At 44.5% G+C, this 24809-nt stretch carries 27 protein-coding genes and 1 riboswitch; of the genes, 11 read left to right on the forward strand and 16 right to left on the reverse strand.

Going from position 1 to position 24809, the window contains the following annotated elements; all coding sequences use genetic code 11:
* Positions 1 to 8 precede the first annotated feature (8 nt).
* The 3 genes from spoT to gmk all read right to left on the reverse strand — a co-directional run bounded on the left by spoT (position 9) and on the right by gmk (position 3267).
* The gene (spoT, locus tag OPS28_RS04690) at positions 9 to 2117 is read right to left on the reverse strand and encodes a bifunctional GTP diphosphokinase/guanosine-3',5'-bis pyrophosphate 3'-pyrophosphohydrolase (protein ID WP_265608282.1); all 2109 of its coding nucleotides are present in this window, start codon (positions 2115 to 2117) and stop codon (positions 9 to 11) included.
* A gap of 126 nt (positions 2118 to 2243) precedes the next feature.
* A complete protein-coding gene (gene rpoZ, locus OPS28_RS04695; protein WP_265608283.1) occupies positions 2244 to 2516 on the reverse strand; it encodes a DNA-directed RNA polymerase subunit omega in 273 nt (90 codons plus the stop codon).
* A gap of 103 nt (positions 2517 to 2619) precedes the next feature.
* The gene (gene gmk, locus OPS28_RS04700) at positions 2620 to 3267 is read right to left on the reverse strand and encodes a guanylate kinase (protein ID WP_265608284.1); all 648 of its coding nucleotides are present in this window, start codon (positions 3265 to 3267) and stop codon (positions 2620 to 2622) included.
* 130 nt (positions 3268 to 3397) lie between these two features.
* On the opposite strand from gmk, the gene OPS28_RS04705 reads away from it, so the two are divergent.
* From OPS28_RS04705 to OPS28_RS04725, 5 genes are read left to right on the forward strand one after another with little or no spacing between them, the layout of a single operon-like run.
* Entirely contained in the window at positions 3398 to 4075 is a 678-nt protein-coding gene (locus OPS28_RS04705) for an alpha/beta hydrolase (protein ID WP_265608285.1), read from the forward strand.
* A gap of 40 nt (positions 4076 to 4115) precedes the next feature.
* Positions 4116 to 5051: a hydroxymethylbilane synthase gene (hemC, locus tag OPS28_RS04710; protein WP_265608286.1), complete on the forward strand. Its 936-nt coding sequence runs from the start codon at positions 4116 to 4118 to the stop codon at positions 5049 to 5051.
* A gap of 2 nt (positions 5052 to 5053) precedes the next feature.
* Complete coding sequence (locus tag OPS28_RS04715) at positions 5054 to 5770, forward strand: uroporphyrinogen-III synthase (RefSeq protein WP_265608287.1); 717 nt, start codon at positions 5054 to 5056, stop codon at positions 5768 to 5770.
* On the forward strand, positions 5770 to 6963 hold the full coding sequence (locus tag OPS28_RS04720) for a uroporphyrinogen-III C-methyltransferase (RefSeq protein ID WP_265608288.1): 1194 nt from the start codon (positions 5770 to 5772) through the stop codon (positions 6961 to 6963). Before OPS28_RS04715 ends, OPS28_RS04720 begins: the two co-directional genes overlap by 1 nt.
* Positions 6960 to 8135 carry a heme biosynthesis HemY N-terminal domain-containing protein gene (locus OPS28_RS04725; RefSeq protein WP_265608289.1) on the forward strand — a complete coding sequence of 392 codons (1176 nt, stop codon included), beginning with the start codon at positions 6960 to 6962 and terminating at the stop codon, positions 8133 to 8135. The genes OPS28_RS04720 and OPS28_RS04725 overlap by 4 nt, the downstream gene beginning before the upstream one ends.
* Before the next feature lie 32 nt (positions 8136 to 8167).
* On the opposite strand, the gene OPS28_RS04730 is transcribed toward OPS28_RS04725, so the two are convergent.
* From OPS28_RS04730 to OPS28_RS04740, 3 genes are all read right to left on the reverse strand, one after another.
* Positions 8168 to 8521, reverse strand: a complete 354-nt coding sequence (locus OPS28_RS04730) for a hypothetical protein (protein WP_265608290.1) — start codon at positions 8519 to 8521, stop codon at positions 8168 to 8170.
* A gap of 110 nt (positions 8522 to 8631) precedes the next feature.
* Entirely contained in the window at positions 8632 to 10446 is a 1815-nt protein-coding gene (feoB, locus tag OPS28_RS04735; protein WP_265608291.1) for a ferrous iron transporter B, read from the reverse strand.
* 38 nt (positions 10447 to 10484) lie between these two features.
* On the reverse strand, positions 10485 to 10712 hold the full coding sequence (locus tag OPS28_RS04740; RefSeq protein ID WP_265608292.1) for a FeoA family protein: 228 nt from the start codon (positions 10710 to 10712) through the stop codon (positions 10485 to 10487).
* A gap of 171 nt (positions 10713 to 10883) precedes the next feature.
* Positions 10884 to 10995, forward strand: a riboswitch (TPP riboswitch).
* Between the two features lie 96 nt (positions 10996 to 11091).
* On the opposite strand from OPS28_RS04740, the gene thiC reads away from it, so the two are divergent.
* Genes thiC through thiH form a run of 6 tightly spaced genes read left to right on the forward strand, consistent with a single transcriptional unit; the run spans position 11092 to position 17275 of the window.
* The gene (gene thiC, locus OPS28_RS04745; RefSeq protein ID WP_265608293.1) at positions 11092 to 12975 is read left to right on the forward strand and encodes a phosphomethylpyrimidine synthase ThiC; all 1884 of its coding nucleotides are present in this window, start codon (positions 11092 to 11094) and stop codon (positions 12973 to 12975) included.
* A complete protein-coding gene (gene thiE / locus OPS28_RS04750) occupies positions 12975 to 14456 on the forward strand; it encodes a thiamine phosphate synthase (RefSeq protein ID WP_265608294.1) in 1482 nt (493 codons plus the stop codon). The genes thiC and thiE overlap by 1 nt, the downstream gene beginning before the upstream one ends.
* A complete protein-coding gene (locus OPS28_RS04755; protein ID WP_265608295.1) occupies positions 14446 to 15192 on the forward strand; it encodes a HesA/MoeB/ThiF family protein in 747 nt (248 codons plus the stop codon). The genes thiE and OPS28_RS04755 overlap by 11 nt, the downstream gene beginning before the upstream one ends.
* Positions 15192 to 15392 (forward strand): sulfur carrier protein ThiS, encoded by a 201-nt coding sequence (thiS, locus tag OPS28_RS04760; RefSeq protein ID WP_265608296.1) that lies wholly within the window; start codon positions 15192 to 15194, stop codon positions 15390 to 15392. The genes OPS28_RS04755 and thiS overlap by 1 nt, the downstream gene beginning before the upstream one ends.
* A complete protein-coding gene (locus OPS28_RS04765) occupies positions 15393 to 16169 on the forward strand; it encodes a thiazole synthase (protein WP_265608297.1) in 777 nt (258 codons plus the stop codon).
* Positions 16160 to 17275 carry a 2-iminoacetate synthase ThiH gene (gene thiH, locus OPS28_RS04770; RefSeq protein WP_265608298.1) on the forward strand — a complete coding sequence of 372 codons (1116 nt, stop codon included), beginning with the start codon at positions 16160 to 16162 and terminating at the stop codon, positions 17273 to 17275. Before OPS28_RS04765 ends, thiH begins: the two co-directional genes overlap by 10 nt.
* 461 nt (positions 17276 to 17736) lie before the next feature.
* Here the strand turns inward: thiH and OPS28_RS04775 are convergent, their stop codons facing one another.
* The 10 genes from OPS28_RS04775 to OPS28_RS04820 form a co-directional block, all read right to left on the reverse strand.
* On the reverse strand, positions 17737 to 18951 hold the full coding sequence (locus tag OPS28_RS04775) for a cation:proton antiporter domain-containing protein (RefSeq protein WP_265608299.1): 1215 nt from the start codon (positions 18949 to 18951) through the stop codon (positions 17737 to 17739).
* A gap of 134 nt (positions 18952 to 19085) precedes the next feature.
* A complete protein-coding gene (locus OPS28_RS04780) occupies positions 19086 to 19508 on the reverse strand; it encodes a hypothetical protein (protein WP_265608300.1) in 423 nt (140 codons plus the stop codon).
* A gap of 173 nt (positions 19509 to 19681) precedes the next feature.
* Entirely contained in the window at positions 19682 to 19939 is a 258-nt protein-coding gene (locus OPS28_RS04785; protein ID WP_265608301.1) for a hypothetical protein, read from the reverse strand.
* Positions 19940 to 20737: 798 nt separating this feature from the next.
* Positions 20738 to 21529: a hypothetical protein gene (locus tag OPS28_RS04790; protein WP_265608302.1), complete on the reverse strand. Its 792-nt coding sequence runs from the start codon at positions 21527 to 21529 to the stop codon at positions 20738 to 20740.
* Between the two features lie 30 nt (positions 21530 to 21559).
* The gene (locus OPS28_RS04795) at positions 21560 to 21757 is read right to left on the reverse strand and encodes a bacteriocin (RefSeq protein WP_265608303.1); all 198 of its coding nucleotides are present in this window, start codon (positions 21755 to 21757) and stop codon (positions 21560 to 21562) included.
* A gap of 358 nt (positions 21758 to 22115) precedes the next feature.
* Complete coding sequence (locus OPS28_RS04800) at positions 22116 to 22448, reverse strand: hypothetical protein (RefSeq protein ID WP_265608304.1); 333 nt, start codon at positions 22446 to 22448, stop codon at positions 22116 to 22118.
* A gap of 11 nt (positions 22449 to 22459) precedes the next feature.
* Complete coding sequence (locus OPS28_RS04805; protein WP_265608305.1) at positions 22460 to 22789, reverse strand: hypothetical protein; 330 nt, start codon at positions 22787 to 22789, stop codon at positions 22460 to 22462.
* Between the two features lie 52 nt (positions 22790 to 22841).
* Positions 22842 to 23177: a hypothetical protein gene (locus OPS28_RS04810; protein ID WP_265608306.1), complete on the reverse strand. Its 336-nt coding sequence runs from the start codon at positions 23175 to 23177 to the stop codon at positions 22842 to 22844.
* A 327-nt stretch (positions 23178 to 23504) separates the two neighbouring features.
* A complete protein-coding gene (locus OPS28_RS04815; protein WP_265608307.1) occupies positions 23505 to 24290 on the reverse strand; it encodes an ankyrin repeat domain-containing protein in 786 nt (261 codons plus the stop codon).
* 235 nt (positions 24291 to 24525) lie between these two features.
* Complete coding sequence (locus OPS28_RS04820) at positions 24526 to 24777, reverse strand: hypothetical protein (RefSeq protein WP_265608308.1); 252 nt, start codon at positions 24775 to 24777, stop codon at positions 24526 to 24528.
* Positions 24778 to 24809 lie beyond the last annotated feature (32 nt).

Here is a 24809-nt window from a genome sequence, read left to right on the forward strand (position 1 = left end):
CACACACGCTAGTTACGAGACTGGCTGTGACGCGAAACTCTCTGTACCTCAGGCATCGTTCTTATCTTGCGCATAATGCGCGCAAGATGAACGCGGTTATGGGTGGTCAACTCAATATCAACAAAGTAAATATTACTTTCTTTTTCTTCTGTTTGCAGACCAATCACATTTGAATCGCAGCTGGAAATCATATTTGTCAGCGTAGCTAGCGTGCCCTGATGATTATAGAGTTCAATGCGACAAGCTGCTTTAAATTCACCTTGAGGTTTGTCATCCCATTGCATGGGCAATACCCGTTGCGGTTCTTCGCGAGTCAATTTACGAATGTTTTTACAGCCTGTCTGATGAATAGTCATGCCCCGTCCAGGGCTGAGTACAGCGATTATTTCATCGTCGGGGATAGGATGACAGCAACGAGAGAAGTGTACCAATAAGCCTTCTGTCCCACGAATTGCTACATTCCCTTTTCGCTCGGGTAACTCTGCACTATCACCTAACAATCGTCTTGCAACAATCGCGCTCAGTTCGTTCCCTAGGCCAATATCCACTAGCAAATCATCGAACGTTTTATGTTTGGTTTCAGCGACCACTCTGTCTATATCTGTTTGAGCGATGTCATCCAGTTTAATGGAACCAAGCGCATGGCGTAATAATCGGTTACCCATGTTCACTGCTTCCTGAGAGTGCTGCTTACGTAAATACTGACGGATTCGGGTGCGCGCCCTGGCGCTAACCACAAAGTTTAGCCAATTCGCATTGGGCTTGGCTTTTGGAGACGTAATAATTTCAACGGTCTGCCCATTTTCCAGTGGCTTACTTAAGCTGTAATTTCGTCGTTCTACCCTGACCCCGACACAGGTGTTACCAATATCGGAGTGAACCGCATAGGCAAAATCGACTGCGGTAGCACCCATGGGTAGCTCAATAATGCGACCGTCGGGGGTAAATACGTAAATCTCTTCAGGAAAAAGATCTGTTTTAACAGATTCAATGAACTCAAAAGAGGTGCTGGCACTTTGCTGCAATTCCAGCAAAGTTTGCATCCACTTGCGTGCGCGCAATTGTGCGGTGGTATCACTGTCGTCCGGCGATTTATACAACCAATGGGCCGCTACCCCTTTATCTGCCATCTGATCCATTGCACGGGTACGAATTTGTACCTCAACGGGAATACCATGCGGGCCCACTAGCGACGTATGCAGGGATTGATAACCATTGGTACGGGGAATAGCGATATAATCTTTAAAACGGTTTTCAATTGGTTTGTAAAGGCTATGCATCGCACCTAAAGAACGATAGCAATTGTCTACCGACTCAACCAGGATGCGGAAGGCATATACGTCCATCACCTCATTAAACATCAATTCCTTATTTTTCATTTTGCGATAAATGGAATATAAATGCTTTTCGCGGCCTATTACTTCGCCGCTGATTTGGTGTTCTTGCAGACGTGTAGAGAGCTCCTGACGAATATTATCGATAATTTCTTTACGATTACCCCGCGCCTGCTTTACCGCCGACTTAAGTGCCCGGTGACGCATGGGATACATGGCCTGAAAACCTAAATCTTCAAGTTCATTTTTAATATCGTGAATACCCAGACGGTGCGCAATTGGGGCGTATATTTCCAGCGTTTCCAACGCAATACGACGACGCTTCACGGGGCGCAAAGACCCCAATGTTCGCATATTATGCGTGCGATCGGCCAATTTGATCAGGATAACCCTGATATCCTGCACCATCGCCATCATCATTTTACGAAAGTTTTCTGCCTGCGCTTCCTGCTTGGTGCTGAACTCTATTTTATCAAGTTTACTCACGCCCTCGACCAGTTCAGCAACCGTCTTGCCGAAATTGCTGGATAAATCATCGAAACTATAATGGGTGTCTTCGATGACATCGTGTAACAAAGCGGCCATCAATGTTTCGTGATCAAGGTGCATGTCGGCAAGAATACCTGCCACCGCTACCGGGTGCGTAATATACGGGTCGCCACTGGACCGCATTTGTCCATCGTGGGCATCTTTTGCTAAAACATACGCTTTCTGAACCAGTAATACGCGATCTGGAGACAGATAGTCGGAAAGTTTTTGTTTTAGCCCTTCAAATAAGTACACAGAAGTGAGGTTTCCGTTTTTGAATGTAACTAATTAAAGGATACGAATAAAAAGGAGTTATGCCAATGCTAAAACGCCAGTGAATGACATTTCACTGGCGTTTTTTTAAACATTTAACGGCAGCGCTTACTGCTCAGAAAGAATGTTTGCTACTGAAGCAAACTCCGCTCTTTCTTGCTGCTCTTGGTCACGCATTTCGTCTTCTTCCAACGTTTTGGTAGTGACGTAACCCGCTTCAATTTCGCGTAAAGCAGTAACGGTAGGTTTGTCGTTTGCAACATCTACCATTGGGTCTTTACCCTCTGTTGCCAATTGGCGAGCACGGCGTGCAGCGACCAAAACCAGGTCAAAACGGTTGCCAATTTTGTCTACGGCATCTTCTACGGTTACGCGAGCCATGTATATCTCCGAAATTGATTAGTGCGAATATAAAAAACGGCCGCACAGTATACACGTGTTACGTGTGAAGGTGTAGCCCTATTTTTGTACGATTGGTAAATCTTCAGGATTCGCGGCTACCTACCAGCTGACTGAGTAAGTCCACATTACGTAGAGCCTGTTTTTGGGTGCGTAAACGCTGCGCACATACTAACGCTTCTAATTCCGATAAAGCAGTGGAAAAATCATCATTAATTAATATGTAGTCAAATTCGCCGAAATGAGACATCTCTGCCACCGCTTCGTTCATACGACTTTCGATAACCTCTGCAGAATCCTGCCCTCGTTTACTTAATCGTTCACGCAAGGTTGCCACTGAGGGGGGTAAAATAAAAATACTACACGCATCAGGCAGTATCTTTTTAACTTGGCGCGCCCCTTGCCAATCGATATCAAGAAACACATCTACGCCGCGGTGCAATGTCTGCTCGATTGTCACTCTTGAGGTACCATAGTAATTACCAAATACCTCTGCGTACTCAAAAAACACCCCTTGTTCAATCAAAGTTTCGAATTGTTCGCGGCTGACAAAGTGGTAATGGATACCATCCACCTCTCCGGGTCTGGGCTGTCTGGTAGTATGAGAAACCGAGACTTGCAATGGATAGTCTGCACAGCCATCATGTTTTTCCAGTAGCGCTTTGATCAGGCTGGATTTTCCTGCGCCCGATGGCGCTGCGAGAATAAATAAATTGCCAAGTAAAGATGCCATATTCGGTATAACAACGTTATCAAGTGGTGGTGATTTTTAAAAGCAATGGTAGCATAACCTGTTATAAAGCCGTAATAATTCACTTTTAAGTTATTGAAGTGCGTAATACCAACGAACTAGGAACTGTAATATGTCCCATTCTTTACTCCCCTTTGTAGAAGTTAATCCAACTCAGGAAGCCGACGCCTGTGTGATCTGGATGCACGGACTGGGAGATTCCGGGCATGGGTTTGCACCTATCGTTTCGCAATTGTCTTTACCAGACAACCATCGAATAAGGTTCATTTTCCCTCACGCCCCAGAACGCGCCGTTACTATCAATGGCGGGATGCGCATGCGTGCCTGGTACGATATAAAATCGTTAGACTTTAATAGCAGAGCGGATGTTACTGGGGTCATAGAATCATCAGCCCAAGTTCGCCGCTTAATTGAAAAGCAGATAGCGGATGGCGTATCGGCCAACCGAATCTTACTGGCTGGTTTTTCTCAGGGTGGGGTAATTGCGCTGCATGAAGGCACGCGTTTTCACCAAAGTCTAGCGGGCATTATGGCGCTATCGACTTATATGTGCGAGCCACAAAACCTGGCGACTGAAGCGCATGAAGCTAACAAGAAAACACCTGTTTTTGTTGCCCATGGCGAGCAGGATGAAGTAGTGCCGGTGTTCTTGGGAAATACAGCGTTTAAAGTACTCAAAGAAAACGGATACAATTGCACTTGGCATACCTATACTATGCAGCACAACGTATGTATGGCAGAAATAAAAGATATTTCTGAATTTATCACTCGCGTTTTGCCGTTGCAATAAACGCTCTTTTGCAGTTAATCAAAGTCATTTAGAGAAATTCATGTCTTCATCATCTTTTCCCCGCTCTCTTCGCATCGCAACCCGTAAAAGTGCGTTAGCTATGTGGCAGGCAAATTTCGTTAAAAGCCAACTTCAGCTCCACTATCCCGACCTCACCGTTGAACTCGTGCCAATGAGCACACAAGGCGACAAGATTTTAGATACGCCTTTGGCAAAAATCGGCGGTAAGGGGCTGTTTATAAAAGAACTTGAAGTTGCGATGCTAGAGGGGCGCGCAGATCTTGCTGTTCATTCTATGAAAGATGTACCTGTGGCTTTTCCAGATGAGTTTGGTTTATACGCGATTTGTAAACGCGAAAATCCGTTTGATGCGTTCGTATCCAATAACTACCAAAGTATAGATGAACTACCTCACGGCGCGGTGGTGGGTACCTCAAGTTTGCGTCGTCAATGTCAGCTCCGGCGCTACCGCGCCGATTTGGACATTCGCGATTTGCGAGGCAATGTAAACACCCGCTTAGCCAAACTCGACGATGGCCAATACGATGCGATAATACTGGCGGCTGCGGGTTTGATAAGGCTCGACATGCACGATCGGATAACCCAACAACTTCCGCCCGACATTTCGCTTCCCGCGGTGGGTCAGGGCGCTGTGGGGATCGAGTGCCGCAACGATGACGATGAATTGATTGCACTTTTAAGCAGGTTGAATCATTCCACCACAGCGACGCGGGTACGTGCCGAACGTGCTATGAACGCCCGTTTAGAAGGCGGGTGCCAAGTGCCGATAGGCAGCTTTGCAACCCTTAGTGAAGACTCACTTACTATAACCGGGATGGTAGGTAAACCTGACGGCACCGAATTACTTTTTGCCAGTGCTACCGGCGATGCATTACGCGCGGAAGAGTTGGGTACAGAGGTGGCCGATGCGTTGCTTTCTCAAGGCGCAGGAAATATTTTGGCTTCGCTTAAATAACCATGTATCTGCTCACCCGCCCGCGCCCTAAGCTAGCAGCCAGCTGCGCGCAATTTGCTGCGCGTGGTATCAGCGTAACGGGTATTGCAACGCTGGATATTGAACCACTTGTTATCGCCGAGGCTTCCTTCTCAAAGCTAAGAAATCTTGCTAGCGATGACTGGCTTATTATTACCAGTACGTTTGCAGCAAAAATATTAGCGCAATCTATTTCTCCCCAGAATATACACGCCAAATGCGTGGCAATTGGTGATTCGACTGCTAATTTACTCAAGCAACATGGATTTTCAATCAGTACGCCCAATGTGCCCACATCCGAGGGAATGTTGGACATGTTGAGAAAGAATAATGCAAAAAATTGTCAGGCGGTTATCATGAAAGGAGAAGGTGGTAGAGAGTATCTTGCTGAAAGACTGACTAAAATTGGAATTACGCCCACAGAAATCGCGGTATATCGGCGAAATTTACTTTCGCCACCTGTGGAATCAAACCAATGGCGATGGACCGACGTAAAAGGCATTATTACAACGAGTGTAGAAATGGCCCTGCCGTTATTTACACACTATGATTCAGACAAGTTAATCAGTGCCCCCTGGTTAACGGTAAGCCAACGAATTGCAGACACCTTGATTTCCCAGGGCGTCAAGTCGGTTGGTATCGCTGAAGGCGCAAGTGATGCGGCGCTTATAAAATGGGTACAAGAGAACTGGGAGTCCTGATGGCCGACAACAAAGACAACAATAAAGAATCCTCTACAATGCCAGCTATTGAGGGTCAGGTTACCGGGAAGCGCGAAACTACATCGTCGATACCCCCTAAGCAAGAATCTGAGAAAAAAACTACTTCAAAGCCTCGCTCTCATGCCTTGCTCTGGTTGATGATTTTAATTTGTTTATTGGGCGTGGCTGGACTGGGCGGAGCAGGTTATTGGTTCATTTACAACAAGCAAGACAATAACCAAACGCTGGTCACTGCACATGAAAAATTGGTTAAGACACAAGAAGCCCAACAAGATAGGCTAGCTAAGCTGAATCAGGATAACGCCGCTTTACAGCAACAACTTAGCCAGTTGGAGCAAAGCCGCCAAGCGCTTGGCAAAGCAGTAAATGAGTTAACTGCTACCAGCCGTACTATGCAACGTCAAACCGAGTCGGCGTTAACTCAGTTACAAAATCTGGAAGGCAAACGCCCTTCAGACTGGCTAATTGCCGAGGCAGATTATCTGGTGCGAATGGCCGGCCGCAAAGTTTGGTTGGAAAGAGATATTCGAACCGCAATCATGCTACTGGTTAATGCGGACAAACGTTTGAAATCGCTCTCTGACCCATCGGTATTACCAGTGCGTGCGCTGATTGCCGAAGATATCCAAACGCTACAGCAGGTCAACCCCGTATCCCGCACCTCTGTGGCCCTGGCGATTTCTGGACTACTACCACAAGTTGATAAGTTACCTTTGGATACCTTCGAACGTCCGCTAGATCCCACACAGGAAAAAGTATCTGACTCAGTTGATGACTGGAAGGCCAACATCAAGCGCGTCTGGCGCTCCCTTGTTGATGACTTTGTCAGCGTAAAACGTACCGACAAGCCCATTGAGCCGATGATGAGCGAGCAGCAACAATGGCTTAATCGAGAACAGTTAAAACTTGCACTTATGCAGGCGCAATCAGCCGCAATGGGCTCTGAACATACGCTTTATCAACAATCGCTTAATAATGCGAAGACCCTACTTGAGCAAAAGTTTGATAAAGATGACAGTAAAGTCGTTGGCATGCTAAGTGGTATTGAGAATCTGCAAATTACAGATGTCAGCAAAGAGCTGCCCAACAAACTTGCGGCTCAAGCACCGCTAGAAACCCTCCTCGAACAACGCGTGAAAAACGTATTTGGGAAAGGAGACAGCGCAATATGAAGTGGCTAATTATTGCTGTTGTCGCAATTTGCCTGTTACTTGCAGCCATGATTGTGGCTCCAGAAGTAATAGGCGATAAGGGGTATGTACTGATAGCCATGGGTACACTTACCATAGAAATGACCGTGGTAAGCTTATGCATCAGCCTGATTGTTGCAGCGGTTCTGCTTTACATTCTACGCTACGTCTTTAGTCGAATTTGGAGCTTGTTTCGCGGCTCACACCATTGGTTTGGCAGTTGGGGCAAACGTAAACGCCAAAAAGCTTTTTATCGCGGCTTTCAGGCGCTTGCCGAAGGCGAGCTGGAAGAAGCGAAAGGCGCTTTTCGAAAAACCACTGACGGCGACTTTGATGGGGTTAATTATCTGGCCGCTGCGCAAGTAGCTCGTCATTTGGGCGAGAAAGAACGTATGCGAACATTGTTAGAGCAGGCTGGGGAATACCGTGACTCCACGTTGGCGGCTCAACTGGTATTGGCTCGCCTTGATTTGGAAGAAGGGCGAGACGAAAGTGCGCTAAAGCGTCTGGAGGAACTTGAGCCGAAACACGCTAAACATAAACAGGTCATTCGCCTTAAAACAGAAGCAATGGCACGTCTGGGCCATTGGCAAGAACTTCAGGACCAGCTTCCTCATTGGAAGTATGTGCTGAAAGATGATTATGTCGTGTGGGCGCAACGAATCGCGAAAGGTAAATTTGCTGAAATTGCCAGTAAACATGGCGCCGTTGAACTCAAATCGCATTGGGAGAACTTGCCTCGTAAATTACGTAACGACGATGCGTATCGCTGCGCTTATGTTCGTCAATTACTTGAGCAAGGCATGCATCAGGACGCGCAAACCTGTCTAGTCAATTGGCAACGTAAAGGACCTAACGAGTTCCTATTCCCATTAATGAAAGAGCTTTACTTACCCAACCCTGCTTCGTCAATAAAACTATTAGAAGAATGGATTAAACAGGACGACACCAATGCCACTTATTACTCTACGCTAGGGCATATTGCTTACAATGCAGGAGAAGATGTTTTGGCTGAAAAAGCACTGCTGCGGTCTGTTAAATTAGCTGAAAACAAAGAAGACTTATTGATGCTTGCTAAGATTAGCGAACGCAGAGAAGACAACCTTCAAGCACTTTCGCTGTATAAGAAGGGATTTGCAGTAGATGAAGCCTGACAGTTAGTCAGGCTTCTTTATCGAGTGGGAGCTTATTTTTTCTGCGCTTTTTTTGCCTTTTTCAACTTTTCTACTTGCTGTGGCGATAATCTGATAACGCTACCCGGGTAGGGTCTATTATCTTCATAATTCCAGTCTTTAGGCGTAACAGTCTTAGCAAATTTGGTGAACGCTTTGCAGGTTTTTCTGCTCGGCGTTTTATCCAGGCGGGCGGCATATGCTTTCAAGTAGCGCGGATCCACATGTTCGTTTTTAAGCAAACAGTAGGTCTCTGTCGAGAACTCAGTAGTATCCCAGTCAATATCATTATGAGTGTTAGCAAATGTAATACCTGAAAACAGTAACGCCGTGCTTGCTACTGCACCTAATCTACGAAAGTTTTTCATTTTTTATCCTTTTATTGCCTAACAAAAAGTACAAACAAAACAGTAGCCTATTTAGCAAAAATTGCAAATATAGCCATTAAATGACGGGCGGCAGTCAAAGCCTTAAAACTTTACACAACGGCATTCACGAGTACCGCAATGCCATACGCCAAAACCCCATAAGCAATATATAAGGCCCACGCAAGTTTACTACTTCCCGTTTCACCCTTGAGGACGGCCACGGTAGCGACACATTGCAGGGCAACGACGTAGAATAAGACCAGCCCAAGCCCTGCACCTAGGGCAAGTCCATCTGTCTGTACTTTTTCGGCGAGGCCAGCGATATTGTCTTCTGCCTCATCCATACCTAACAGTGTACCCAATGCCCCCACAAACACCTCCCTTGCCAGAAAAGACATTAGAATGGCGAGGCCATAACGCCAGTCCAGCCCCATAGGCTCAAAAACAGGTTCGACTAATTGTCCGATTTGACCCAGCCATGAGGCTTCAAGAGAGGTGTTAGCCGGGAAATACCCTAGTGTCCACAGACCGACTGACACCAAAAAGATGATAGGGGCTGCTCTTTTTATAAAAACGACCCCACTATTTAGTGTTTTATGAATCAATGGTTTCCAATGAGGCAAACGATAGGTAGGTAGTTCAAGGATAAATGGCAAATCAGATTTTTCTATGTCGCGGGGCAATAATCGGTTTAGCAGCTGTGCCACAACCAGCGCAATAATAATACCAAAGAAGTACAGTCCAAAAAATGCCGCCCCTTGTAAATTAAATACGCCTAAAAAGCTGGCTTCTGCGGGTACTAGTACAGCCACCAGCAGTGCATAAACGGGGAGCCTGGCAGAGCATGACATAAGGGGAATAGTCAGCATCGTTATCAACCGTTTATGTGGCGATTCGATGGTTCTTGCGGCCAGAATGGCAGGTATAGCGCATGCATGCCCTGATAAATAAGGAATAAAGCTTCGTCCAGACAACCCCACATAACTTAACGGTCGATGGCATATAAGTGCTGCGCGAGCTAAATAGCCGCTGTCCTCCAGTAGCCCTATGATAAGCGTTAGCATCATAATTTGAGGTACAAATACTAGAAACGCCCCCACCCCACCGAATACTGCGTCATGCAGAAAATCAGTAATAATACCTTCAGGCGCAACGTAGCTAACACTGATAGCCAGCTTTTCAATGATAGCTTCTGTGCCATCCATTAATGGAGCAGCTAAGGTGAATATACTCTGGAACAAGACAAACATAACCGCAGAAAATATAAGACAGCCGGACCAGCTATGCAGTAAAAAACGATCGAACTGGTTTTGATTTTTAAGCACCACATCAAATTGTATACCATACCGATGGGCAAGTTTACGGCTGAGGGGTACTGTACTTTGATTATCAGCCAGCGCTTTATGTGGAATATGACCGGCTTTTTGGCGAGCTAGTTTTAGCATCGATTGTTTGAATTCGTGCAAGCCCTCTAAGGAACGAGCGGATAGGGCCATCACTGGGCTACCAAGCTCTTTCGATAATGCATCTACGTCGATATCTTCTCCAAGCCGGCGCACTTCATCGATGAAATTAATTGCAAACAGCACGTTTTTGTTGTGGTTTTTGGCTAACCTTTGAACTTGCAGCGCTAACACAAAACTTCTTTCTAAACGCGATGCATCCAGTACACACAATATCAGTGCGGTGTCATCGCGCGTGATGCAACGAGTAATTTCGTTAACGGCAATCTCTTCGTCGCGGGTAATGCCGGTTAGTGAATACGTACCGGGCAAATCCACCAATTCATATTGTTCACACTTTCCACATTTTACTTCAACCGTAACGCCAGGATAATTTGCGACTTTCTGACGAAGGCCCGTTAATTGATTGAAAAGCAGACTTTTCCCCGAATTTGGCTTACCCACCATCAAAATTCGTTGCATGAAAAAAACGTTCCTCGTTAGCGGCTTTAAAAGGGGTTTTACTGTCGAATCCCAACTTTCTTGGCGATATCTTGCTCAAGGGCGAATACGCTGCCACCTAGCTGCAATACAATAGGACCATTGAATGGCCCTCTGCGCACGCACTTTAAATCGCGCCCTTTCTGTATGCCCATTTCGACCAGCCGCAGCTTTACGTTATCTGCGACATCCTCAGCAATTCCAGATACGGTAGCGAGGTCGCCTGTTGATAAATCCCACAATGTCATAGTGTTTCCAACCCAAAAGCCTCGAATCTAAAGAACGTGACAATGACGGGATGCGTCAACTCTCATACCGACAACTTAAATAATAATGATTTTTATTAAGGTTACCAAAGTTTTCTTTTTTACTCCAGCAATGGTTGATCTTTGCTTCGCAGGGTACTTATACTAGGTGTTATCAACTTGTCGGAGTGCTTTGCGTTTTGCAACCAAAGCTGAGACCGCTAAAGCGGGATCCGTTGAACCTGATCAGGCTAATACCTGCGAAGGGAACAAGGTAAATAAAACCGGTGCGGCAATTGCTTTGCCTTACTGGGATTATTTTCATTTGTCCTACAACAACTCCTGACAAGCATTCAAACCATTTATATAGGGCGAAAATGCTATGTCAAACCAACGTAAACAGCGCCAGCAGGCGCAATCATTTATTAATCAACTTATTGGAAGTGCGTTTCCCAACTCCTCCCGGTTTTACGAACAAGGCAGCAGTGCGGATATTCGTGTCGCTATGCGGCTGATCCATCAAACGGATACACAGCTAGAACAGGGAAAGGTAGAGCGTAATCCTCCCATTCCCGTTTACGACACCTCCGGCCCGTATGGTGATCCAGATTGTGATATTGATGTTCATCGAGGATTAATTCCTGTGCGACAACAGTGGATAGAGGCTCGCAAAGATACGTCCGAACTTGAACAATCCAATTCAACTTATACTCAGGCTCGGGAACAAGATATTTCATTAGATGACTTTCGTTTTCGTCACCGTCGTTCAGCAAGGAAAGCCCTGAACGGAAAGTGTGTCACACAGATGCACTATGCGCGAAGAGGAATAATTACCCCCGAAATGGAGTATATTGCTATTCGAGAAAACATGGGCCGCGCTCGCATTTCAGATGAAAAGCTAAACGCTCAACATCCAGGGCAGGATTTTGGCGCAAACCTTCCGAATGAGATTACACCAGAATTTGTTCGCAAGGAAGTCGCTGAAGGTCGCGCGATTATACCGGCCAATATTAATCATCCAGAATCAGAGCCTATGATTATCGGGCGTAACTTTTTAGTGAAGGTAAATGCCAATATAGGTAATTCGGCGGTCACCTCGTCCATTGAGGAAGAAGTAGAAAAACTGGTGTGGGCTACGCGTTGGGGGGCAGATACGGTGATGGATTTGTCGACCGGGCGTAACATCCACGAAACCCGTGAATGGTTGTTACGTAACTCTCCTGTTCCCATTGGAACGGTGCCAATTTATCAAGCATTAGAAAAAGTAAATGGCATGCCTGAAAAGCTCACCTGGGAACTTTTTAGGGATACCTTGATTGAACAGGCTGAACAAGGTGTTGATTACTTCACTATCCATGCAGGCGTACGTCTTTCTTTTATACCACTTACCGCTAAACGTTTAACTGGCATCGTTTCACGCGGCGGCGCAATTATGGCGAAGTGGTGCCTAAGTCATCATGAAGAAAGCTTCTTATATACCCATTTCGACGAAATTTGCCAGATTTGCGCCGCTTACGATGTGTCGTTAAGTCTGGGCGATGGCTTGCGCCCAGGCTCCATAGCTGATGCCAATGATGAAGCCCAATTTGCTGAGCTCCACACCCTCGGAGAGCTCACCAAAATTGCGTGGCAATACGATGTTCAGGTAATTATTGAAGGGCCGGGACATATTCCCATGCATTTGATTAAAGAAAATATGAATGAGCAGCTAAAGCATTGTCACGAAGCCCCCTTCTATACGTTAGGCCCACTTACCACCGATATCGCGCCGGGTTATGACCATTTTACCTCGGGTATTGGGGCAGCCATGATTGGTTGGTACGGTTGTGCCATGCTGTGCTATGTCACACCGAAAGAGCACTTGGGTTTGCCTAATAAAGAAGATGTAAAGCAGGGGCTAATTGCTTATCGAATTGCCGCACATGCTGCCGATTTAGCGAAAGGTCATCCGGGTGCGCAAATTCGTGACAATGCTATGTCAAAAGCACGCTTCGAATTTCGCTGGGAAGACCAATTTAATTTGGCTCTCGACCCCCATACCGCAAGAGCTTACCACGACGAAACGATCCCCCAGGAATCAGGTAAAGTGGCCCACTTTTGTTCGATGTGTGGGCCCAAATTTTGTTCAATGAAATTATCGCAGGAAGTACGCAAAGGCGAAGCACAAAAGAAAACCAAGATGAAAGCGGGCATGCGGGCGATGGCAGAGGCATTTAACGCTGGCGCCGAAACGTTGTATGAGCCTGCTGAAACAGGTCACGAATAATGTCAGCTCACCCTATAATGTGGAGTATCGGTGGGCTTGACCCTAGCGGCGGCGCAGGAGTGACGCGAGACTGCATTATTGCTGACACGTTAGGTGTGCACACCTGCCCTATTGCGACAATGGTGACGGCACAACCTCTGGTGGAGAATGACAATAACGCAACTCAAGTTGTTTCTCCCGTTGCCATAGACGTGTTCAAACAACAGCTTGTTTCTCAACAAGCAACCCTACCTGCGTCTATTAAAATTGGTGCTCTTGCGAATGATGAGCAAATTGATGCGCTCTTCCCCACGCTGGTGAATATCAAGGCGAAGAACCCGACTCTGAAAGTCGTATTCGACCCCGTTGTCAGAACAACGTCTGGCTTGCAGCTTTCTTTCTGTTCACGTGGCGCTATCCTATCCCTCCTAACTTACGTGGATATAATCACCCCTAATGTGGCCGAATTGAGCTGGTTAGCTCAACAAGATATTTCGAGTCGGACACAGGCCACTGCTGCTGCGAAAATACTTATTAATGTAGGGATCGATGCCGTGTTGATAAAAGGCGGGCATGCACATTGGGAGCCTTCTGCCACAGATTGGCTGATTGCGGCCAATCAAAAGGTGTGTTTTACTTCCCCGCGCCTTAAAAACACCACGTTGCGCGGCTCTGGATGCAGGTTAGCTAGTGCCCTTAGCGCCGCACTCGCCAAACAACATATCCTTGAGGATGCGGTGTGTTTAGCCAAAAGTGTACTCGCCAGCAATTTTATTGACGTAGCCGAAGCGCAAAGTATTAACAATACTCCCGTAACATACCATCGATATTTGCCGTTGGTCGACGCACCTTCGGCTTTGTCCGTTTACCGCTTTCCTCGCCTACTCAAGGATAATATTGGGCTTTACCCAATAGTAGATAGTGTGGAATGGGTAAAACTACTATTGCAAACGGGAATAAATGTCCTTCAACTTCGCATTAAAAATTCTTCGATAGATATTTCTTCGCAAATAAAAGAAGCAGTATTGCTTGCCAGAGACACCGGATGTCAGCTGTTTATAAATGACTATTGGCAAGAAGCAATTGAAGCGGGCGCCTACGGTGTACACCTTGGTCAAGAAGATGTGGAGGCTGCTGACCTTGCAGCGATTGCCAATGCAGGGTTGCGGTTAGGTATTTCGACCCATGGTTATTGTGAGCTTGCAAGGGCGCTGCAATTAAAACCGTCTTATATTGCCCTTGGTCATATCTTTGCTACCACAACGAAAGATATGCCGTCCGCTCCCCAAGGCCTCGAGCGTCTAACCGAGTATGTTAAGTGTTGTGGTGATATTCCTACCGTGGCGATAGGGGGTATCAATAAAGAACGCTTTTTATCAGTGGCGAAAACAGCAGTGGATGGTATTGCGGTTGTATCAGCCATTGTAAAGGCCAGCGCGCCCCTTCAGGCTACTCGCGATCTCCAAGGTATGCTTTTGCAGGAGCCTGAAAATGTTAACTAAAGAAACCTATCAACGCTACAGCCGGCAATTGTTAGTCGACCCATTCAACGATTTGGCACAACAACAACTAATACATTCGAGCGTATTGATTGTCGGTGCAGGTGGGCTAGGCTGCGCGGCGGCGCAATATCTTGTCGGCAGTGGTGTGGGGCATCTTCTACTAATGGATCATGACAAAGTCGATATTTCTAACCTGCACCGTCAGCCGCTCTATGTCGAAAGTGATGTCGGCAGCTACAAGGCCGAGTCCGCAGCCAGGCGTCTTCTGCAAATTAACAGTACTGGACGAATTTCTGCCTTAACCTATCAAGCCGATGAAGCAGTGCTAGAGACATTTATACCGCTTGTCGATATTGTACTTGATTGCACCGATAACCTTCCTACACGATTTATCATTAATTCGCTTTCTTACAAACACAAGAAACCCCTTTTTATTGGTGCAGCCACAGGGAGTCTTGCACAGTTTGTAGCGCTTAACCCAGCGCAAAATCATGGGTGTTATGCCTGCCTTTATGCCCCAGAGCAAGACACCGGCAATAGCTGCCTAAGTCAGGGTATATTAGGCCCGGTGGTGGCGTTGGCAGGCAATTATCAGGCGCTAGCTTCACTTTATTATTTATCAGGTAGTAATCAACTCGATTGGGGGCGGCTGCACGTTTTCGACGGCTCAAAAATGCAGTGGAAACAATTCGCTATTCCTAAACGGTCTGAATGTGCAGTGTGTGGAGACAAATAGTGAAAATTATCGTTAATGACAAAGTGATGAATTGTGCCGATGCTATTGATTTAGCTTTCATTCCAACGTTACTCCAGTGTAATCCAGACAATATAGCGATGGCGTTAAATCAAACCGTTATTCATAAGCAGGCATGGTCGACCACCCAGTTAAAAGAACAAGACCGAATAGACGTTTTTCAGGTTGTAGCAGGAGGCTAAATGTTAACTATCGCGAACAAAACCTTTACCAGTAGACTATTCACTGGCACCGGAAAATTCCGCTGTGTCGATAGTATGTTTAAGGCAATTCAAGCAAGTGGTAGTCAGCTAGTGACACTCGCCATGAAGCGAGTGGAACATGTGAGTAAACCGGATGAGACGCTAGCTCGTCTGCGACAACTACCGATTGAATTATTGCCCAATACATCTGGCGCTACCAATGCGAAGCAGGCGATATATGCTGCCAATCTAGCACGAGCTGTACTCGATACTCATTGGGTCAAACTGGAAATTCACCCCGACCAGCGCTATCTGTTACCCGACCCAATGGAAACACTGATTGCCGCAGAACAATTGGTGAAAGAAGGTTTTGTGGTACTGCCTTACTGCGGTGCCGACCCGGTATTGTGTAAAAGGCTAGAAGAAGTGGGCTGCGCTGCTGTTATGCCACTTGCAGCGCCAATAGGCTCTAATCGCGGCTTACTGACAAAAGAGTTTCTTCGCATTATTATTGAGCAAGCTAATATACCGGTAATTGTCGACGCGGGAATAGGCAAACCCAGTGAAGCGATGGCAGCAATGGAAATGGGCGTGGATGCCATATTAGTTAATACTGCCATAGCCACGGCACACGACCCCATCCGTATGGCGGCTGTATTTGCGCAGTCGATAAAAACCGGTAGAGACGCCTTTGAAGCGGGATTACCCAGAACACATTTAACTGCCTTAGCTTCCAGCCCGCTCACCCAATTTTTGAGTGATCCGGCATGCACGTAGCAGACTCACTTAAATCTCTCAGCTGGGATGATATCAGTCTTTCCATCGCCGCAAAAAGGGCTTCCGATGTAGAGAAAGCACTAACTATAAGCAAGCCAGATCTGAATGATTTTCTGGCTTTAGTGTCACCCGCAGCAGAGCTATATGTGGAAGACATGGCGCGCAAATCAGTGCATCTTACTCGCGAGAGATTCGGAAATACGGTGTCTTTTTTTATTCCACTTTACCTGTCTAACGTGTGTGCTAATGAATGTACCTATTGCGGATTTACAATGAGTAACCGAATTAAACGTAAAACGCTCACCCTTGAAGAAGTCGCATTAGAGGCCCGCGCAATTCAGCAGATGGGTATCAACAGCTTGCTCATCGTGACAGGGGAGCATGAGAAAAAAGTGGGTATGGAATATTTCCGACAAGTTATCCCCATCCTAAAATCTTATTTTGATTACCTGACCATGGAAGTTCAGCCACTAACCACGCAAGATTATACAGAGCTACGTACTCTAGGTGTGAACGCCATATTGGTATATCAGGAAACCTATCATACAAGACGCTATAGTTTGTTCCACCAGCGCGGTAATAAGACAGATTTTGCTTTTCGCTTAGACACGGCAGATAGAATTGGCGAAGCAAAAATGGATAAAATTGGGTTAGGCGCGCTTTTAGGCTTATCAGACTGGCGCACCGATAGTGTATTTGTTGCCGCTCATGCTCACGCTATCCAACAGCAATATTGGCGCAGCCGTGTATCTATTGCGTTTCCGCGCATTCAACCCTGTACGGGTGACCTCGATGACAATTTGATGAAAGGTCCCACCGACAGGCAACTGGTTCAGCTTATTTGCGCTCATCGCATCGTAAACCCGCACGCTGAGCTGACGCTGTCTACTCGCGAGTCAGCGAATTTTCGCAATAACGTCATACCATTGGGCATTACTCACATCTCGGCCGCCTCTCAGACCCAACCCGGAGGCTACGGCCAGCCTGCCAACACCCTTAAGCAATTTGATACTGACGATGGCCGTTCCGTTGCGCAAATGAAGCGGGTAATACACCAACTCGGTTTAGACCCCGTTTTCACCGACTGGTTGCCGGGCTTTTCTTAAGCACGAAAAAATTTTATTAGCTATCCACTATAACGTTGAAGAGTTCGTGTGGAATGAACCGCGAATAAATTCTAGCTGGACTACGTAGCCAACCAGATAAGCTACTGAAAAAAATATAAATTCTATCTAAAAGAGGACGTATATCTTTCCGTGTAAGCTTGTGAGGTTTTAATAAGGTACCGTCGACTTAACTTGATGCAGTATCATGTGGATTGATACGTACAGCACCTTCGCCGCCAAGTTTGCGTTTGCGTATATTGACTCTCGAAGCGATGCCCTACCTCCCAATAAAATTTAGAAAAACGCTCTTCCTCCACCATACGACAAAAAGCTATTCGTTAGAAGTAACCCATTTGCGAATAACCAGCGCGGTTAGAGACACAGCTATTTTGTATCGGTGCCGCGCGCGCCAGTAGCGTTGCCATCATCTTTAGTTTTAATGCACCGTTCGTTATGGCTATTTACGTTTTCTGCCAATGACGCACAATGGGCGTGACACTAATACCGTGTATAATTATTGATGCTGCGACGACTAAACTTCCCACGGTCCAAATAATTTCATAGCCACCTCTTTCAACTACCAGCATTGAGTAGAACAAGGCCGATATTCCCATCGGGCCAAAGTGGCCGCAAAGAAGGGCGGTTTTCCACCCCTTCCACAGTGATGTAAGTCTATAAATAGTTAAAATAACCGGGATCCGTCTGAGTAAGAATATAGTGATAATAAACGCTATACAGACACCACCAAGTTCTACCCATTTTTCTACAGGCAGCATAAGACCGAATAAGATAAAAATGGGAAGGGTAAAAAACAGGTTTACCGTCTCTTGAATTTTATTTTCTTTAGCTCGCTCACTCCCCTTCACTAATTTACTAAACGCTACCCCGCCGATAAACACCGCAAGCACACTATTTGTATTGCATAACTCAGCTAACCCGAGGATGGCTAGGGTTAACGCGAGCGTAGTAGCAAGAAAGGCGGAGTGATCGAGCGACTTCTTTTTTTCCGCCATTAATAAAGCCTTCCCTGTGCCCCACCCTAAAAGAATACCGAGCAATACGCCCCCACCCACTTCCCACCCCACTACCTTTATTACTCCGGTAAAGAGTGGCTGCTTTAAAGTCGAATCAAGGAACAATAGTGGGAATATTGCAAAAGGATAAGCTAGTCCATCGTTTAGGGCTGATTCTGCAGAAAGGCCGTTTCGCACCTGTTCGGGCAAGTGCGCTTTAGCCAACCCGCCTGTAACAATCGAGCTAGCTACCACGGGATCTGTAGGAGATATTGTTGCACCTATCAACATAGCCAGTATGAAAGGTACCCCAAACATCCAGTGAGCTAATGCACTACTGATGAGAAACATACACGGCATACCGATGCCAAGTATGATGGTAAGTGAGCGTCGCTGAGTAAATAAATAGTTTTTTGGAATGCGCAAAGCGATAGCCATCAAGCTAATCCCTAAGGTTATCCTTGCACTTTCCATCAGTATTTTATTGGTATCTCCCCAGCTTTCCGGATCGAGTACATCTATTCCTAACGGGCCTAATATTATTCCCGTAAAAAATGCGAGCATCGGGATAGTAACCAAGGAACGATTGATGACACGGCTAAACATACCAAAAAGTAATACCGTGCCACCCACCACGGTCAAAACTATGTTTAGTTGCTCCATTCCTTTCTCCAACCAGAGCTTAGAACCCATTCTATTAGAAAAAAAAGCATAGAAATAAAAAACGTGATACGCAAATGAAGGTATTTAAAGCACTCAATCAAGACCTGGTCTACTGGAAGTGACCTTGAACCTGACTACTCAATACCTGAACTTGGATTGATCATGGATAGGTTTAGTAATTGAAAAATGTCGTGTTCGATTGACGCCTTAGAAATTGCCAAATGCCATTCATTGCGCAAACTGATGGAGAGCATAATTTTATCCTCAACTTGCCAAATAGCATTGATTTTCAATCTATTTCCTTCAAATTCTTTCAGAAGCTTATTAAAATTTTTGTCTCGGTTTTTTAATCTCTTTAAGCTTTGAATGAGCTTTAGCTTCGTAAAATTTCCCTTAAATTTTGAAAGAGTCGTATTGCTAATAGAGGTGTCTATAAAAAGATCTTTTTGAAAAAGGCTTTCATTTTGCCTACCTACCCCTTCTTGATTGGCAGAGTCACAAGCAGACACACTTAAAACTAGCAATGTACTTTGTATAAAAAATGTAAGTTTATTCACGATAAGCCTTCACCAGTCTTTTGCCATCTATATTTTTTACCCCACTCGCTTGGAGCTATCCCCCCATCCCTGTACCCGCCACTAGTGGGGCTGAGACGAATTTTTTAAATGATTTCCCTGAATAATAACCCGCATTCACCACCTGTAAATACCCTAGGCATCCGCCACCTCAACTACCTTGTCCATCCATTTTTAAACTCGTGGCTTACATGACGAGTGGGATGAGTAGAAGACGTTTTAAAGCCATCATACTCAGTTTTCCCTATACCGCCATCAGCTTGTGAAATTTCGATGACGCGATTGAGGGAATCGTATTTAATAGTAGAAACCAGTGGTGATGTCTCACTGCTTAAGTAAGGTACGGATTCTGATATTTTACGTCCGGCAGAATCGTATTCGGCATCTTTATATATCCAGGTACCCGCTTTCAAGCGTTGACCCGCGCTGCGAACTTAGTTGCCCCGTTTGTCTGTGTAGGTTCGCGCAGTTGGACGGCCTTCTTAGGTTATTTCTTCATAGTAAACTGCTGATAATGTACCGTACGATATGCCCTTACACCAGTACTGTACTTTGGACTTTACTGCTGGTCTGAGTGTACGAACCTGTTTTACTCGCATTCTCTTGTGGCGTGCGTACTTCACCAGCTTGGCTGCCCCATCTCATTGTATACATAAAAAATACACTGGCTGTAGGCGAAAATCTCGTATGAGTCGATGCCCTTTTTTTGTTCTAAAGCTAAATATACTGACGCTTGGCCATGTACCCCGCGTGAAGCCGCCAGTACCCTTTGTGGCAGGCTAAAAGAAGAGATGGCGCGCAGTAAGGCTAATCGGTGGAATTTGCCACTATGCACTTCTTTTACAGTCAAATAACACATCTGGCGACCTTAACCTGCGGTTCGCTGAAGACTGCTTCGTATTGTTCGACCAATCGATGCTAAAGATGCCACCAAAATAACCGAATATCAGATTAAGGTATGTGGTGGCGGCAATATGATAAAAAGATAGAAACCCCAGCGAATACGCCTGAATTTCTTCCCGCGATTGGAGAAAAAAACATTCGCGCTGCCTACACTTAATCAATCGTATCGGGGGTGAAATTTCAGTGGCCCATGTGGGGGAATATGGTTTTCGAAAAATAGAATTCGATATCACCCCGGGGGACGTTTGGATGAAATTTACCTCTGTTTAATGCTTAACTATCATTTGGTCGTCGAAGCCTGGAAAGAGTTAATACCTTTCGGGAGAGTGTAGTCGATCGCTGTAGTTGATACGAAGAGTGGCATTTAACCTACTTTGTGGCTCTGGTGCATTCCTTTTTATCAAGCAAATCATAATCGCTATCACTAGTAATGCCCCTAGACTCTGAAGTATCAATTGAGCCAACATGTTTTCGATGTGAATAGAAATAAACAATATCGCCTGATTTAACAGCCCATGTGCGAGAATTGGCATTACGCAAAGCCATCTGCGGTATGTCGTCATTAGAAAACGAACCCCTACATAGGTTAAATAGAAATGTAGGTAGATACGGATTACCTGAAAGGTTACGAATAAAAACAGCTCTGCAAAACCAAGCTTAGTCTGAAGTTGATTTATCATAAGCGGAATATCCGGTTTAGGTTGCGCTGTTAGAAATAAGTATCCTTCCACTATTGCGCTAGTAATATGAAAACCTGTTTCAGAAGATTCATATAATGCCACTAACGCGCAAAAAGCTAACAGAGCGCGTTTAATTCTTTTCTTCTCTAGCGTCTCAAACACCACGTAACAAAATACAATTTTAGCCATTTCTTCGATGACGGAACGGAAAAACAAAGCGCTGTACCACTGATTTTGTACGATGAGAGGAAGTTTAAAGATAGGGATTGCGCTCACCATCAGCATAATAAGAAAGAAAGCGATTAATGAAACGGCTACACGCCACCAGTCATTTCCTGCACATTTCTTCAAAGCACAAAAATGAGCTACCAATAAACTTAGTACCAAGCATATGGCTAAAAACAGATAATAAATATTCATGATTTAAGCGGAGCTGCGAGCCCCATAAACTTAAAGGCGATTGTAGGCAGAAGCACGGTTGAACTTATATTGCGTTCCAGCCCCACTATAAGTTCCTGAATATGAAAACAATTCGAAAGAAAAATTCACACCGAAAAAGTTTCCTTCACAACAGCTAATCGACCAATCGCCGAACGCGCCGCCACTAACTTGATCTAGTTCGTCATTGGTTAACTCTAAAATTTCCATTTACTATTTCCTGTTTGTAAGTTAATTGAGTAAGGCTTTGCTTACAGGGTGACTATAGCCAAATAGCAGAAATTAATAATCTGTACTTAATGACGTTTTTAAATATCGTAAAAGGTTGGAATAAAAAAGCGAGCATCTAGAAAACATCACATTTTTCATGGAAGTGAAGAGAGGCATTATTTCCCAGAGCCTTTTGCAAACTGAGAAAGGTCGAAGCTCCCTTCTAATCTGATTGATGAAGCAATTCTGACTATCTAGTGTCTGGCTCGCGCAGGGTTTCGCAAAGCTAGTGCCACTATAGTTTTTAGCAAATGACGCAGTTTTCTTATTTTTGAACTCTTATCTTCAACTTCCTAAACTAATTACTATAAATAATCGCCCGATTAATAGTGGGCGAACAAGAAGGCTGTGGGGGAACGTCAATATTAACCTTTACTTTACGATTAGCCATAAAGGCGGCCATCATTGAACTTGATAACGTTTCGTAGTTTGCGTGCGAAGTACTAATGAAATATCTGCGGCCATTATCACAAGAGCTATAATCTGTATTGGAATAATCTTTCGTCGCAAATATCAGTCCAGTGGTGGTGGGGTAAAGCCAATCAATATTAGTGGTGGAAGACCATTCACCCGCGATAGAATTGCCAGCGATTAATACTAATATTGATGTGATGACTGTCTTATTAAACATAAAATTTCCCCTTAAAAACCTATATGCAGTCTATTAATGTAACAAGCGGAACTTGCCGCATCGAAATTGACCGATACAGGTTTACCTAATGTTGCGGCGGTAAGGGCTACCGAAAGCATTCCCTTGACACCCTCAGCATTGACGCCATTATTCCCGGCCCGAACATAATGATATTTGTTAGGGACAGAATTTGTACAGTCTGGTGAATTAGTTTTGAATGTTAAAACGAAACTACCGTCAGCATGAGGGTAGATTTTAGCGATTTCCGATGTGTGCCACTTGGCTTGAGCATGAACTGTATTTGCCAAACAACACAGCATTAAAATTAAAACATACTTCATTGTAACCCTCTCCTTCTTTTTTAATGAATAAAGTGTTGCTCGTTATGTATGGTTAATCTTCCACATAAATACCGCTTACTCGAAAATGTTTTCCTACGCAGCCGTCCACATTAACCTTTACCGTCTTATTGGCAGCAAACGCGGTCAATATTGCTGAGTACATTTCTTTACTATTTGTATTTCCCGCACTTTCAGATTCGATTCTCGCAAACCCCCAAGCCGCTTCGCATCCGTATTCCGCTGATGCTGTGGGAAATCCCGTGCCCATATTGAATCCATAGCTGGTTTTAAATACATATACGCGATTTATTTTTCCAATATCTTGCACCGCTTGTGCTGCCAAAGACATTAAGAGCAGAAAGCTTGTTAGAATTAGTTTTTTCATCATTCGGTGATACCTTTCATAAGTAACTAGTGCATTTTTGTGTACTATTGCGATAAGGCTACATTGCAAAAAATAAAAATTGGAACTTAGTTTTAAAACGCATTCACACTTTATTTAATGCAACAATAAATATCTAACTCCAATTTGCAACTGAAGTATGAATTGCGCAACTTACTTTACCAACAGCTTAAATTTTCTATAGGGTGCGCGGTCTATTCCAATTTCACTTTTACGTTCCCAAATGAGCAATTTTTTCCAAGATCACGAGAGGTGACATACCAGTTTGTCTGCCCTATAAGGCTTTATCAGACGAGTGGTTCAAGTAACATTTCATAGGGGCGATCTAGGATTGACTTCAACACCTTTTTCTCTGATAAATTCAACCACTTTCTCTCGCCAAGGAAACATTTCTGCATCTCGTCCAATATTGTTATTTTCTAGAAGAAACACTAAACCCGTATTCCAAACACTCATTTGTTTATAGTTTGCCCCTTGCAACAATAGATAATAAGTGATCTCCCAATTATTAATCGAAGCAGATAAAAGTAGCGGCGTGTGCTTTTTGTAATTTTCATATTCTAAGTCAGCCCCTGCTTCAACGAGCACTTTAACGTTACTTAACTTATCATTATATATAGCGTCGAAAATGGGCGTGACTTTCAACTGACTCTTGCTATTAATAACATTAGGATTTCCGCCATGCTTCAATGCTTCTTTTAGATAGAAATTGTCATCAAGTACTGCCGCGACGTTCATTACAGAATCACCATTTTTTATCTGCATATTCGGTGAAGCGCCCCGTTTTAATAGTTTGCTAAATGCTTTCTTATTTTTTTTAGAAAGTGCGTAGAATAATAACGTCATGCCGTCTTTTCTGACAGCATTTACGTCTATCCCACGTGAAGCCAATGTATCAATTTTTTCAACATTTTCTTTCGATACATATTTTGCAAACTCTAAAATTTCTTTATCAGAAAAAAAATCCTTTGGCTTCAAATTACTGCGTTCTACCGTTTTCAGGTGACAACCGGAAATAGTCAATATAATGAGAACTACTAAAAACCATTTATATAATATCGAACCTTGATTTATATGGGCTTTTCCATTCCAGTGCATTTTTTTCTTGCCCCCTCTCATTAAGGTTAAAGAGGTTATCGATACTCCTTCGATAGTTGGGTTGATCTCCCATATATTCCCAGCGGCATCGCTATGGACGTATAATCTTGAATTAAAATAAAACTGTGCCCCTTTACATAATGCGCTTTAATTTCTAATTGTTATTTTTAGATTATTTTTATTGCATATTTTATTTGTACTTATACTGCATTAGTAGGCGTACGATGTTAGGGGGTTAGACACTATTAAATACATCAACAACATCGAATCGCGAAAATCTACCTTCATCATCTACATAAAGGTAGATTTGATATTTGTGAATAGATGTTGTACCAGCGTTTTTATCTGGTAGACGTGCCTGAAAGCGATTTAAGTGCCGATCAAAATCGTAAATCCATTTTTGTTTTTCCAAAAATTCGACAATATCGGTAGTTGAGTCGCCAACTTGTAAATTGCTTTCCACTTCTGAAGTGATACGTTTTTTCAAATCGGCCTCCCCCTTACAACCTTGAAAACTGC

Source organism: Alteromonas sp. ASW11-130 (assembly GCF_026183735.1).
Classification (GTDB): domain Bacteria; phylum Pseudomonadota; class Gammaproteobacteria; order Enterobacterales; family Alteromonadaceae; genus Alteromonas.